Source organism: Variovorax sp. HJSM1_2 (assembly GCF_049316285.1).
Taxonomy (GTDB): Bacteria; Pseudomonadota; Gammaproteobacteria; order Burkholderiales; family Burkholderiaceae_C; genus Rhodoferax_B.
Map to the genome: position 1 here is coordinate 35347 of NZ_JBMOXA010000015.1, position 13568 is coordinate 48914.

Below are 13568 nucleotides of genomic sequence, written 5' to 3' on the forward strand. Positions count from 1 at the left end.
GGCTGGGGTGGCTTGAGATACAGCAGAAGAATTTGACACGGTAGAAACAGCAGAGTGCACGCGATGGCTCCGATGGGAATGGTCCAGATGGCGCGCCCGTGGTCATCACCGGCGCAGCCATCAGGCCCGACTATTTGCGTTTCGATGCAGGCAGGTTCATGGTGATCTCGGGCAACGCCGCGCCGCCCACATCCCACTTGTCGAGCAATTTTTTATAGCTGCCGTCGTCCACCATGGACTGCGTGGCTTTCTGTACCGCGGTGCGCAGGCCCACGCGGTTCTTGGCAAAGCCCCAGGAGGTGATGTACTGCGTCAGCATGTAGTTGCCGCCGACGATGCGGTAGCGGCCCGGAAACTGCTGGCCCATAAAAACCAGCGCCGGAAAGTCGCCTAAATAACCGTCCACGCGTTTCAGGTCCAACTGCATGCGTGCATCTGGGGCGGAAGGCAATTGCTCGGCTCGGATGGCGGGTTTGCCGGCTTTGAGGCAGCGTTCGGAGGCCGCTTCCACCTGCGCCATGATGACGCGGCTACCGAGCAGAGTGGCCACGCCCTTGCCGCAGAAGTCGTCAATGGTTTCGAGTTTCTCGCTGCCTGCCGCCAATGACAGGATGCTGGCGCCGGAGAACATGTAGTTGACGAAGTCGACCTTTTGCTCACGCTCTTCGGTGTCGCTGATGCCACCGGAGGCGAGGTCAAAGCGGTCGGCCTCCAGGCCCGGAATCAGTGCCGAGTATTCGGCTTGCACGTATTCCAATTTGAGGTTTAGCCGACGTGCGACTTCGGCCAGCAGGTCTTTGCTGGCACCAGTGACTTCCGTCTTGCCGGGTTCGCGGAATTCGATGGGTGGAAAGGTTTGTTGAGAACCCACCCGCAACACGCCGCGCGCCTTGACTTCGGCCGGGATCGCCGCCAGCACGTCTGGCGAAACGGTCTTTGCAGGTTGGGCAAACACGAACAGCGGTAGGGCGGCTGCGAGCAGCAGCGTGTGGCGGCGCAGCGTGTGTTTCAAAGAACTCATGGTGACATCCTTTTCGGAGAGGTAAGGGTGCGCGGTGTTGGGGTGGGCGGATTACGAAGCGGGCTTAGCGGCTCTCGGCCGACTTACCTGGAATGGCAGAAGGGTTTGGCCGGTCGGCACGCGGGCATTCGGCGGCGGCGTCGAATGTAGCCTGCACCGAGGCGATGTAGTCGGCAGGGAATTTCCATGCATGCAAACCTGTGGGGATGTGCTCCCAATAGAAGTTTGGCGGGCGCATGGCCATGCCGGGATTGATGAGGCGATAGGTCCAGCAGTCATAGACCTTGCCATCGTCGCCACGCACGGTGAGAAAGAAGCGTTCGAAGTCGTCGTAGTCTTCGTTGAACTGGTCCGGCTCGTGTTCAAACACGACGCCCAGGGCGTTCACGCCGACGGCGTCAGATACGCCATTCAGGTGGCACCAGCCGCGGTCTTTGCGCTCGGCTGCGGCATGAAACTGAAGGCGGTGGTTGGCGGCGTAGCCCTTGGTGATGGCCCGGACGTTGGGCCAGAAGCGGCGGATCTCGGGGTCGTTGAGCCAGGTGCAGTAAGCAAAGTAGTAAAGCATGGAGAACTTTCAAAAATGAGTGAAAAAAGCAGTCGCCGCCGCAGGCGTGACGTATTGGCGTGTGGTCAGAGCTTGGCGCCACGCACAGCCCGGCGCGGCAACCCAAGAGTGCTTAGCGTTCGATAACTTGTCCTTTGTATATTTGTTCGTATATCTTGATTGCAAAACATATGCCAGCCTGGGTCGGAGGTAGGTGGAAACCCCCCCGGCCCTGCGGCTGGCTACGCGTTTCTTCTCGTGTATGAATACGAGTATGAAAGAATATATGGAGATTTTTTCAACCCATATCCGTGTTTTCCAGGAGGGAGAAGTCTGACGTGCGCTAGCTTGCTTGAGCCAAATTGGTGCTCTCCAGCACCAGAACAGGCATTGTTGCCGCCTGGTTTTGGGAGGCGTGGTGCGTACCCGCCTGACCTATGGGTACAACATGGATTTCGGCATGTCCTCTTGCCCCCGTGCTCAATGTGGACTAGTGGTTTACCCTGATGTGGAGATAGCGTGGAACTGACGAAATAAATGGTGTGTATCAATAGGGTATCGGCTCGGTAACTTGCTCATTTTTCAGATTGCCGACGCAGGCTCGGTTGGACGGTGAACGACAAGCTCCTGGCCTCTCATGCTGGATATTGATGTCCGGCATAGCGAGGCGCCTATATTGTTCTCAAACGTATTTCCTCGTCCTTTGCCCACGCCGCTTACATCCTAGTGAAAGCCCCTGTTGTTGCCGTCAGACCACTGAAGGTCCTCTGCGTCTTCGGTACGCGGCCGGAAGCTATCAAGATGGCGCCTGTGGTTAGGGCGATCCAGGGCGATCCGCGTTTCGCCTGTCGCCTGTGCGTGACCGCGCAGCATCGGCAGATGCTCGATCAGGTATTGGGCCTGTTCGGACTGACGCCAGACGACGACCTCGACTTGATGAAGCCCGGCCAGACCCTTTCCGGGCTGAGTGCCCGCGCGCTCGCCGCGCTCGACGAAGTATTGAGTGATCACCGCCCCGACATCGTGCTGGTGCATGGCGACACCACCACCAGCTTTATCGCCGGGCTGGCAGCTTTCTACCATCGCATTCCTGTGGGCCATGTGGAAGCGGGTCTGCGCACGGGAAATTTGTACGCGCCCTGGCCTGAAGAGTTCAATCGCCGCGCCGTCGGCATCGTGGCGGAACTGCATTTTGCGCCGACACAGCGCGCGGCCCAGGCATTGATCCGCGAAGGTGTGGCGCCGGACCGCATCACGATCACAGGCAACTCGGTGATTGACGCCCTGAAGATCGTGAGCCAGCGCCTGGACGAAGACGCAGAGCTGTCGGCGCGCCAGGCGGCCAGCCTGCCCCCACTCGATCCTGAACGGCGCCTGATCCTGGTGACTGGACATAGGCGGGAGAACTTTGGTGACGGCTTGGCGCAGATTTGTGCCGCGCTGGCCGAGCTCGCAGCTCGGCCGGACGTGCAGATCGTCTATCCCGTGCATCTCAATCCGCAGGTGCAGGGCCCCGTGCGTGCGCTGCTTTCGAATCAGCCCCATGTGCACCTGATTCCACCTCAGGATTACCTGCCCTTCGTGTGGCTGCTCAAGCAAAGCCATCTGGTGCTCACCGACAGCGGTGGCCTGCAAGAAGAAGCGCCGGTGCTGGGCAAGCCTGTGCTGGTGATGCGCGCAACCACCGAGCGCCCCGAGGCGCTGGACGCTGGCACAGCAGTGCTGGTGGGCGCGGACCGCGCACGCATCGTGGCCGCCGCCACCCGGTTGCTCGGGGACCAACAGGCTTACCTGCGCATGGCGCGGGCACACAATCCCTATGGCGACGGCACGGCGGCGCGTCAGATTGTCGCGCGCTTAGAGCAATGGCAGCGGAGTCCGGCATGACACCTGTATGGGTCGACCTGCTGGCCTTGTTTTGGCTGACCGTTTCCGTGCTGCTACGGATCGGGGTTGTCATCATCCTGCTCAGTTCTATTGATGATTTCTTTATCGATTGCCGCTACTGGCTTTGGCGCCTGCGTCATCGTTCGAATTGGCGCAAGAGTCCCGAGCTGCCGGTGCATGCCGATGATCTGTACCACGGCGCCCAACAGCACATTGCCATCATGATCCCCGCGTGGCATGAAGCGTCGGTGATTGCGCGCATGGCCGACTATCTGGTACGCAGCTTCGACTACGACAACTACCACGTCTTCATCGGAACCTATCCCAACGATCCCGAGACGCAGGCTGAGGTCGACAAGGTCACATTGCGGCACCCGCGTCTGCACAAGGTGATCACCTCGCAACCTGGCCCCACGACCAAGGCCGACTGCCTTAACCACATCATTGCGGCCATCGGCGTCTTCGAAGCCGATCAAGGGCTGCAGTTCGCCGTTATCGCTTACCACGACGCCGAAGATGTGATCCATCCACTGGAACTGCGGGTATTCAATGATCTGGTGCCCCGTTTCGACCTCGTACAGCTGCCGGTTATGCCACTCGTGCGTGCTGGAGTGCATCCGGTGGGCAACCATTACGTGGACGAGTTCGCTGAGTGGCATGGCAAGGATCTGCTCGTGCGACAGCACCTCTTGGGCCAAGTGCCGAGCGCGGGTGTGGGCACGGCGTTCAGCCGGCGAGCCATCACGCTGCTGGAGCAGATCAACCAGGGGCAGGTGTTCGACACGGGCACGCTGACCGAGGACTATGAAATCGGTGTCCGCCTGCATGAGGTCGGCGCTCGCGAGATCCTGGTGCACTATCCGGTAAGTTTCGCCGGTACTCCGCCTGCGTGGTTCGGGCGCCGGGGCGTGCATCAAATGGTCTGCGTGCAGGAGTATTTTCCGGATAACCCCATGCTGGCCGTGAGGCAGAAGGCGCGCTGGATCGTGGGCATCGTTTTCCAGGGTTGGCGCAAGCTCGGGTGGCGTGGTTCGCTGACCATGCGCTACATACTGATGCGTGACCGCAAGAGCGTGCTGGCTTTCCCGTCGCTGCTGCTCGGCTACCTGATCGTCGCAGCGGTTGTCCTGCGCGAAGTACATCTGATCATCAATCCGGGCTGGTGGCGCTTTCCGGATCTGATTCCGCCGGACAGCCTGTTCTGGCCGCTGGCACTGATCAATTTTGTGTTCATGCTGAATCGGCTGCTGCAGCGATTCATTTGCACGCAGCGTTATTTCGGCTTCTGGCAGGGCCTGCTGTCCGTACCGCGTATGCTGGTCGGTAACCTGATCGACATAGGCGCCTTCTTCCGCGCGCTCATGCTGGTATGGCGTAGCGACCGTGGTGGCCGCCCGGTCAAATGGGACAAGACCCATCATGTCTTTCCCGACCTGCATCCGGAAGACCATCGGCCATGAGACTTGGCCAGCGCCGCATCCGCACGATTGTCAGCCTTGCCCTAGTGGGGGTGAGCTGGGGCGGTGCCAGCATGCCTGCCCGTGCGGGCTGGTTGCACAGTGAGTGGCAAAGTTATCGGATCTACCCGCGGCTCATTGAGGCTGAGCGTCTGCTGAAGCTGCAACGCTTCGACGAAGCACGGACTCTCGTCGAGGAGGCTGAGCGCATTGGTCCCTATGACGTCAACGCGGCCGTGCTCCGATTCACGATTTGCGAGCGCCAAGCCGATACCCACTGCATCAGAGAACTGGCGGACCGGTGGCAGACGCAGCGCCCGGACTCCGGCGTTGGCCCGGCGGTTCGTGCCTATATGGCCTATAACGAGGGGCGTGCCGAAGAAATGTCCCAGCTTGCGCGAACCGCGTTGGAACGCCCCGACCTTCCAGCTGACGCGCGCCAGTCACTGAGTGACGGTTGGGTCACCGGGCTGATCCAGTTCCGCCGTTTTGACGAGGCGCAGAATACGCTGCGCTGGTTGGAGGGCCACAAGATCGAGTTCGATGTTGCGCGCCAGCAAGCCTGGCAGACAGTGATCGCCGATGCCGCCGCACAACAGGCCCGGGCCAGCACACCTCCTGCACTTGCCATCGCACCTCCAGCGCTTGCTGCCGCTAGCGGGACAGCCGCCGCACCCGCCACACCCGCTATACCTGCGGCTCTCAGGCCCCCCGAGGAGCCGAGCGCGCAGAGGCCTCCCGAACCTGCATCGACGACAACCCGCCTTGCGCCGCCCAGACCCGAAAAGAAGGACTTAGCACCGGCAGAGGTTTCTCCACCACCAGAAGCTGCAATCCTTGCCTTGATCAACGCGGGCCATTACCCTCAGGCCGTTGCCCGTGTGCAAGAGTTGCAGGCTGCTGGGCAGCTGGACGCAAGCCAGCGCGAGGGGCTGGTGCTCAATCTGCAGCGCGTCAACTGCGGGGCGGTACTCGATCTGGTGCCACCTGAGGCCAGCGCCCCCCTCACAACAGCACGCCAGCAAATGGCCGCCGGCTATTGCAGCGAAGCAGACCCGGCGAGAGCACAAAGCCATTTCTCGACAGCAATTTCCCTGGCCAATCGCGACGATGCCCTGGCCGCGCAGGCTCTCGGCGGACTGGGACAGGCACAGATCAGGCTGGGGGATGCCGCTGGCGCGCAAGCCTCGCTGGCCGAAGCCGTGCGGTTGATGCCGGCCAATGCGCAGCTTCATGCCGCCTATGCTTACCTGCTGAAAGCGAACGGCGCTGACCTTGAGGCCAAACACCAGTTCGAGTTGGCCTTGGAGCTGGACGACCAAAGAACCGAACTGATAGCAGAAGTGGCTCTACTGGCGCACCGCCTCAACCTGCGCGAGGAATCGATCCGTTGGGGGCGTTCGGCCATCGATCACCACCAGAGCATCAGCCAGCGCCAGGGCCTGGATGGCGACGAAGCGCGGCAACGGCTGTTCAACCTGCGCCGAGCAGTGCAAACCGAGGAAGACCGGTTCGGCTGGTATGCCGACACCACCGTGCGCCTGGACCACGGCCCCAGCGTGCCGGACCTCGTGTCACCGGTCGACTATGCGCAGTACGGCGGTTCCCTCAACCTTGGCGCCTCGTACCGCTACACCCCTCTTGGCGCCGACCTTCCGACGTGGGCATTTACGCGCGCCTCCCAAGGGCTAGATGACCGCAGCCTTGACTTCACGCCCAACAATCTGCTGATAGGTGCGGGCATACGCCAGCGCCTGTCTAAGGATTACATGATCGTGGCCTCGGCCGAGTACCTCTGGCGCAAGGCGGCTCACTTCCAAGACGACGCCATGCTGCGCCTGTCGGGGTCGAACACCTGGGGAGGCGACTGGAATCCCGTGGACGCCCAGTGGACTCGGATGAATCTCTACGGCGATCTGGCCTGGTTGATACGCCAGCGCAGCCATTTCGCGACCTTCACCGGCGAACTGGGGCGCGTGTACGTGCTACCAATCGCGGGCAAGATGGCCTTTATGCCTTACCTGGGCGCAGGTTATGCAGCCAACAATGCCGGCAACGACGGCGTCGATGTGACCCGTCTCGATGTTGGGCTTGGTGTGGCGCTTCTGGGCTGGCATTCGGAGGACAGCCATCGCGCTCCGGCAGTCCACCAGCGCCTTGCGCTGGAATTCCGCAAGGCGATCGGTGGCAACACGACGGATAGGCATACGGTGCAGTTGAGATGGACCATTCAGCATTGAACCGTCGTAGATGGATGCAGTGGTGCGGCGCGTTGTTGGCTGGCGGTGCGGCTGGCTCGCTCGCGGCCGCGCCGACTGAAGCATGCTGTGCGGCGCGCGGCCGAACCATCATCTGGCAACCGTGGGCTTCGCATGCTGCGCTTGATGAGCGCGGGTGGAAAAGGCTTGGAGAACTGGCTCGGCGCGAAGGTTACTCCCGGGTGCTGCTGCAGTGGAGTCGATACGGAAGCACAGACTTTTGGCCTCTGGAGGGGAGGCGCTGGCTGCAAGCCGGCATGGCTCACTGGCGGGAGCAGCAGTTGCGACTGATCGTAGGGCTAGACATGGGCGAGGACTACTACCGCGTGCTGCAGCAGTCCGATGACGCACTGCGCGCGCATATGGCCGGCTCACTGGGCAGGTCAGTCGACCTGATGCGCAGGCTCGCGTTACAGCCGCCACCGCTGGTGGTGGACGGTTGGTACGTTCCACAGGAAATCGATGATTTGAACTGGCGCCATCCAGCGCGCGAAAGATTGCTGCGCGCTTACCTGGCCAGCGTGTGTGACGCATTGACGCGAGAGGGGCGCGGCCAGGCCGGAGCGCCTGTTGTTTATGCCAGCGCTTTCTTCTCTGGTGCCAGCCCGCCTGGCGAATTTGCCGGCATGCTCAGTCGACTACATCGCGAGACCGGCGTGATCTGGATTGTGCAGGACGGGCTGGGTACCAGCCGCTTGAGCGAGGCACGCACCGCCGCCTATCTTCGGGCGATTGCGCAGGCACTGCCCACTGAGAGTTGGGAGGGCATCCTGGAGGTGTTCGACCAACACCAACCCAAGGGGCAAGCGCCAACATTCGACCCAAGCGCCGAAGCCACCATTTTTCGCCGCCAGGCCATCTGGCGTAACAGCATAGGTCGGGAGCCTGGAATGACTTTCTCGCTGAACCAACGCATGGCCAAATTGGACGGCGCGGAACACTAAACAAACCTTAGGGCGGCGACTGCTCTGCAGTTGCCCAGCCCCTCGTCCGCCGATGTCGGACTCATGCAGTCAGGTATGTTTTTGCAACACGTGAACTTAGCCACACGCGATAGGGAAGAAGCCGGACTGGCGTTCCGCGCGACCAAGGGCTTGGACATGGCCCAACATGTGGAAGCTTTGATGCCACCATTTGGCAAGGCGAAAAAGTTTGAGAACTTTAGTCCGTGACCCCCGCAGCCTCGAACAATGGCTTGCCCACGGGACCGGCCAGGAAGCTGACGAACGCCTGCGTGACTTCCTGCTGCTTGCTGGCCGCCAGTGGGGCAGCAGCATAGGTGGTGTAGTTCTGTATTTCTGCGGGCACCGGCCCCACAAAACGCAGGCCCTTGTCCTTGTAAAGCAGAATCTCGGTGATGGCGCCAAAGCCGATTTCGTTACCCTTACCGTGGATGACATGCTCCATGACTGCAGCGCCATCGGGATAGCGGGTAGTCTTGGACTCCACTTGTGCGTAGACCTCCATTTTTTTAAGAAGCCCCTCTAGGTACATGCCGGTGGATGCTCGGTTGAACACCAGCGCGTCTGCCGCAAGCACCGATTGTTTTAGTGCCGCTGCACTGGAAATATTTGGTGCGGGGCCTCCGTCGCGAACTGCAACCCCCATGCCGACGCGACCCACGATGGCTCGCGTTTCTGCCAGCTTACTGGCGCTGGCAAATTCACTGATCGTGGCGCGTGGTGCGATGACGGCGTCAAAGGTTTCATTTCCGTCAATGCGTTTCTTCAGCTCGGGTGCTGTATTGAATGTGACTTTGACTTGATGGCCGGTTTGCTTCTCGAAAACGTCAACGGCAGCTTTAAGACCTGGCTCGATTGCTCCAGCGCTGAGCACGCTTATTTCGGCGGCCTGAGCGAGTACGAAACTGGCCATCAGCACACCGGGAACGAAGTGACGACCAATGGAGGCGAAACGGTTCATGGAAACTCCGTGTGGGAAAGAGGCGGACGACGACCTTGAGTTGCCTACATCGTAAGCCCAAGGCTCACTTCTTTCTTCCTGGCGCTCCAGTTTGCTTGGGTCGTGACGGGCCAAATGAAAGAGACGAATTGACGGAAACCAGTCCAAGATCAGGGGCGGCTTGAGAGAAGCTAAATGTTGACTCGGAAGTGAATCCCAGGGTTTAGAAGCATTGCGGCTGAGGGCAATTCTTGGCCTAGCTTACAATACCGGCCCCAGCTCATCCGCCAGGTCGCCCTGCGAAACACAAATGGAATCAGATACTTACGACGCAGTCGCGACTCCGGAAACGGCCAAAATTCCCAAGGTGGGGTTTGTCAGTCTTGGTTGTCCCAAAGCGTTAACCGACTCAGAACTCATCCTCACGCAGCTCAGTGCGGAGGGTTACCAGACCTCGAAGACTTTCGAGGGCGCTGACTTGGTGATCGTCAACACCTGCGGCTTCATCGACGACGCCGTCAAAGAGAGCCTGGACACGATTGGCGAAGCGCTGGCGGCCAATGGGCGTGTGATCGTCACCGGTTGCCTGGGCGCTAAAGCCGGCCCCACCAGCGGTAACCTGGTGCGTGAAATGCACCCTAGCGTGTTGGCCGTCACCGGCCCGCACGCCACGCAGGAAGTGATGGACGCGGTGCACGCCAACTTGCCCAAGCCACACGACCCGTTTATCGATCTGGTGCCGAATGCGTTTGGCTCTGCTGGCGTCAAGCTCACACCCAAGCATTACGCGTATTTGAAGATCAGCGAAGGCTGCAACCACCGCTGCACTTTCTGCATCATCCCGTCTATGCGTGGCGATCTGGTGTCGCGGCCGATTGGTGATGTGCTCAACGATGCGCGTGCGCTGTTTGAGGGCGGCGTGAAAGAGCTGCTGGTCATCAGCCAGGACACCTCGGCTTACGGCGTGGATGTGAAGTACCGCACCGGCTTCTGGGACGGCAAACCCGTGAAGACGCGTATGCTGGAACTGGTGCAGGCCCTGGGCGAAATTGCCGCACCTTATGGCGCGTGGGTGCGTCTGCATTACGTCTACCCGTACCCTAGCGTGGACGAAATACTGCCGCTGATGGCAACTGGCAGTGTGCTGCCGTATCTCGATGTGCCGCTGCAGCATAGTCACCCCGATGTGCTGCGCCGCATGAAGCGTCCGGCCAGTGGTGAGAAGAACCTGGAGCGTATCCAGCGCTGGCGCGAAGTTTGTCCCGAGTTGGTGATCCGCAGCACCTTTATCGCCGGCTTTCCAGGCGAGACCGAAGCGGAGTTTGACCATCTTCTGGACTTTATGCGTGAAGCCCAGATCGACCGTGCCGGGTGTTTTGCCTACAGCCCCGTGGAAGGCGCTGCGGCAAACGATATTCCGGGCATGCTGCCGGCCGAGGTGCGCGAAGAGCGCCGTGCGCGTTTCATGGCCGTGGCTGAAGAGGTGTCGGCCGCCAAGCTGCAAAAACGCGTGGGTGCGACGATGCAGGTGCTGGTCGATTCCGCGCCGGCCTTGGGCCGCAAGGGTGGTACAGGCCGCAGCTATGCCGACGCGCCAGAAATCGACGGCGTGGTGCACCTGTTGCCGCCAGAGAAAATCAGCAAGACGATGAAGGTAGGTGAGTTCACCAAGGCCCGCATCGTGGGCACACAGGGTCACGATCTGGTGGCGCGGCCGATTTAATCCGGACAAAGCCTTCAAAGCAAAACAGCGCAGCACCCGCAAAGGTCTGCGCTGTTTTTTTATGCGTGTGTGTTGCACAACAGGTGTGACGCGTTAAAGTGTCACGAAAAAGAAAAAAGCCGCTGATTGCTCAGCGGCTTTTTATTCGAGATAAGGTGTGGTGCCCAGAACTGGACTCGAACCAGCACGCCTTGCGGCGCTGCGACCTGAACACAGTGCGTCTACCAATTTCGCCATCTGGGCCCACGAGAAGAAGTATAACATGTGAAAAATGGACTTTTGATCCAGGATGAAAAGTTTTCGCAATTTGTCTCGATTCGGTTTTATCCTTACGGTTGTCACCTGCACTGCGCTATGGGAGCGCGGGGGCTGAACAGAAAGAATTTTTATCAAAACGCCTATTCATACCAGCGCCATGCTGGACGAGTTCGAAGGAACCATCCAAGGCCACCGCGACGGACACGGGTTTGTGCTTCGCGACGACGGTGAATCGGATATCTATCTCCCCTCCAATGAAATGCGTGCCGTGCTGCACAAGGACCGCGTCAAGGTCCGTGTAGTGCGCAGCGACCGCAAGGGGCGGCCCGAAGGGCGCGTGGTGGAAATTGTCGAGCGTCCGTCGCATCCCATCATTGGCAGGCTGTTGCAAGAAAGCGGCATCTGGCTGGTCGCGCCGGAGGACAAGCGTTATGGTCAGGACATCCTGGTGCCCAAGGGGGCGACCGGCACGGCCAAGCCTGGCCAGGTAGTGGTGGTCGAGCTGACCGAACCACCGGCGCTTTTTGGCCAGCCCGTGGGCCGCGTCAAAGAAGTGCTGGGCGAGGTTGACGACCCCGGCATGGAAATCGAAATCGCCGTACGCAAGTACGACGTGCCGCATATCTTCTCGGATGCCTGTATAGCGCTGGCGCGTGGCCTGCCCGAGAAAGTGCGCCCGCAGGACAAGCGCAACCGTATCGACTTGACCGATGTGCCGCTGGTCACGATTGACGGTGAAGACGCGCGCGATTTCGATGACGCCGTGTATTGCGAGCCCGCCAAGGTAGGCCGCAGCAAAGGCTGGCGTTTGTTGGTGGCGATTGCCGATGTCAGCCATTACGTCGAAACCGGCTCGGCCATTGATGTGGATGCTTACGATCGCGCCACCAGTGTGTATTTCCCGCGCCGCGTGATCCCCATGCTGCCCGAGAAACTGTCCAACGGGCTGTGCTCGCTCAACCCTGAGGTTGAGCGCTTGTGTATGGTCTGCGACATGATGGTCACCGCCAAGGGCGAGGTCCATGCCTACCAGTTCTACCCGGCGGTGATGTTCAGCCACGCGCGCTTCACTTACACCGAGGTGGCCGCCATCCTGGGCAATACCCGTGGCCCGGAGGCCGTGCGTCGCAAAGACCGTGTGCAGGACCTGCTGAACCTGGCCGACGTGTACCGCGCCTTGTTGGCCGCGCGCAGCGTGCGCGGTGCGGTGGACTTTGAAACCACCGAGACACAAATCGTCTGCGATGAAAACGGCCGCATAGAGAAGATCGTGCCGCGCACGCGCAATGAAGCCCACCGCTTGATTGAAGAAGCCATGTTGGCGGCCAACGTCTGCAGCGCCGACTTTATCAACCAGGGCAAGCAGCCTGGCCTGTTCCGCGTGCACGAAGGGCCTACGCCCGAGAAAAAGGAAGTGCTGCGCAATTACCTGAAGGCCATGGGCGTGGGCCTGTCTATCACCGACGACCCCAAGCCCTCGGAATTCCAGGCGATTGCCGAAGCCACCAAAGACCGGCCCGACGCGCAGCAAATCCATTCGATGTTGTTGCGCTCGATGCAGCAGGCGATTTACACGCCCATGAACAGTGGCCACTTCGGTTTGGCTTACGAGGCCTACACCCACTTCACCAGCCCGATCCGGCGCTACCCGGACTTGCTGGTGCACCGCGTCATCAAGGCGATTCTGGGCGGCACCAAGTACCAATTGCCGACCTTGCCGACGCCAGGCGAGGCGCATGCCAAGCTGGCCAAGCGGCTGCAGAAGAACAATGCGGCCAAGCTCAACGGCAAGGTCGCAGAGCCGAACCAGAAGCCCAAGAAGGTCAGCCAGGACACGCTGGCCTGGCAAGCCGCTGGCCTGCACTGCAGCGCCAACGAGCGCCGTGCCGATGAGGCCAGCCGCGATGTCGAAGCCTGGCTCAAGTGCAAATACATGCGCGAGCATCTGGGCGAGGAATACAGCGGCCTGGTCACCTCGGTCACCACGTTCGGCATCTTTGTGACGCTGGACGCAATGTACGTCGAAGGCCTGGTGCACATCACCGAACTCGGTGGCGAGTACTTCCGCTTCGACGAAGCGCGCCAGGAGCTGCGCGGCGAGCGCACGGGCATTCGCTACGCCATAGGCTCGCGTGTGCAGGTGCAGGTGAGCCGTGTGGATCTGGATGGCCGCAAGATCGACTTCCGCTTGATCCGCGACGGCGAAGACTTGCCGGTGCGCAACAACAAAGAGCGCAGCGGCGGCAGTTTTGACGATACGGGCAAGGGCCGCCCCGGCGGTGCCCGCGCCGACTTCAAGGCGGCGCCACCCGCGCGCAAGCCCAAGTCCGAAACCCGTGCGGCCAAGCCTACGGGTGGTGGCAAGGGCGCCAAACCTGCTGGCGCGCCGAACCGCAAGGCGGCACAAAAGAAGCCGCGTACGCGCCGTTGATTCCATGTGCCGTGGAGAGCCGCAGCGATGCGGCTTTCTGCTGCGCTTGCTAAACACCTCTTAAACCCAAACACACCAGGAGAA

At 60.8% G+C, this 13568-nt stretch carries 9 protein-coding genes and 1 tRNA gene; 6 read left to right on the forward strand and 4 right to left on the reverse strand.

Features of this window, described 5'->3' with window-relative positions; genetic code table 11:
- Nucleotides 1-130: 130 nt before the first annotated feature.
- Both ACFQ95_RS16845 and ACFQ95_RS16850 read right to left on the reverse strand, forming a co-directional pair.
- Entirely contained in the window at nucleotides 131-1021 is an 891-nt protein-coding gene (locus tag ACFQ95_RS16845) for an ABC transporter substrate-binding protein (RefSeq protein ID WP_422832799.1), read from the reverse strand.
- Between the two features lie 64 nt (nucleotides 1022-1085).
- On the reverse strand, nucleotides 1086-1589 hold the full coding sequence (locus tag ACFQ95_RS16850) for a gamma-glutamylcyclotransferase family protein (protein ID WP_422832800.1): 504 nt from the start codon (nucleotides 1587-1589) through the stop codon (nucleotides 1086-1088).
- Between the two features lie 735 nt (nucleotides 1590-2324).
- Between ACFQ95_RS16850 and wecB the strand changes: the two genes are divergently transcribed.
- From wecB to ACFQ95_RS16870, 4 genes are read left to right on the forward strand one after another with little or no spacing between them, the layout of a single operon-like run.
- Nucleotides 2325-3455: a non-hydrolyzing UDP-N-acetylglucosamine 2-epimerase gene (gene wecB / locus ACFQ95_RS16855; RefSeq protein ID WP_422832890.1), complete on the forward strand. Its 1131-nt coding sequence runs from the start codon at nucleotides 2325-2327 to the stop codon at nucleotides 3453-3455.
- Nucleotides 3452-4915, forward strand: coding sequence for a glycosyl transferase family protein (locus tag ACFQ95_RS16860; protein ID WP_422832801.1), 1464 nt, complete (start codon nucleotides 3452-3454; stop codon nucleotides 4913-4915). Before wecB ends, ACFQ95_RS16860 begins: the two co-directional genes overlap by 4 nt.
- Nucleotides 4912-7152, forward strand: a complete 2241-nt coding sequence (locus ACFQ95_RS16865; RefSeq protein WP_422832803.1) for an NfrA family protein — start codon at nucleotides 4912-4914, stop codon at nucleotides 7150-7152. The genes ACFQ95_RS16860 and ACFQ95_RS16865 overlap by 4 nt, the downstream gene beginning before the upstream one ends.
- 14 nt (nucleotides 7153-7166) lie before the next feature.
- Nucleotides 7167-8114 carry a DUF4434 domain-containing protein gene (locus ACFQ95_RS16870; protein WP_422832891.1) on the forward strand — a complete coding sequence of 316 codons (948 nt, stop codon included), beginning with the start codon at nucleotides 7167-7169 and terminating at the stop codon, nucleotides 8112-8114.
- 217 nt (nucleotides 8115-8331) lie between these two features.
- On the opposite strand, the gene ACFQ95_RS16875 is transcribed toward ACFQ95_RS16870, so the two are convergent.
- Entirely contained in the window at nucleotides 8332-9093 is a 762-nt protein-coding gene (locus ACFQ95_RS16875) for a substrate-binding domain-containing protein (protein WP_422832805.1), read from the reverse strand.
- 289 nt (nucleotides 9094-9382) lie between these two features.
- Here ACFQ95_RS16875 and rimO point away from each other — a divergent pair, with 289 nt between their 5' ends.
- Nucleotides 9383-10795: a 30S ribosomal protein S12 methylthiotransferase RimO gene (rimO, locus tag ACFQ95_RS16880; protein WP_422832806.1), complete on the forward strand. Its 1413-nt coding sequence runs from the start codon at nucleotides 9383-9385 to the stop codon at nucleotides 10793-10795.
- A 158-nt stretch (nucleotides 10796-10953) separates the two neighbouring features.
- Here the strand turns inward: rimO and ACFQ95_RS16885 are convergent.
- A tRNA-Leu gene (locus ACFQ95_RS16885) sits at nucleotides 10954-11038 on the reverse strand.
- Between the two features lie 172 nt (nucleotides 11039-11210).
- On the opposite strand from ACFQ95_RS16885, the gene rnr reads away from it, so the two are divergent.
- Nucleotides 11211-13484: a ribonuclease R gene (rnr, locus tag ACFQ95_RS16890; RefSeq protein WP_422832807.1), complete on the forward strand. Its 2274-nt coding sequence runs from the start codon at nucleotides 11211-11213 to the stop codon at nucleotides 13482-13484.
- The last annotated feature ends 84 nt before the right edge of the window (nucleotides 13485-13568 follow it).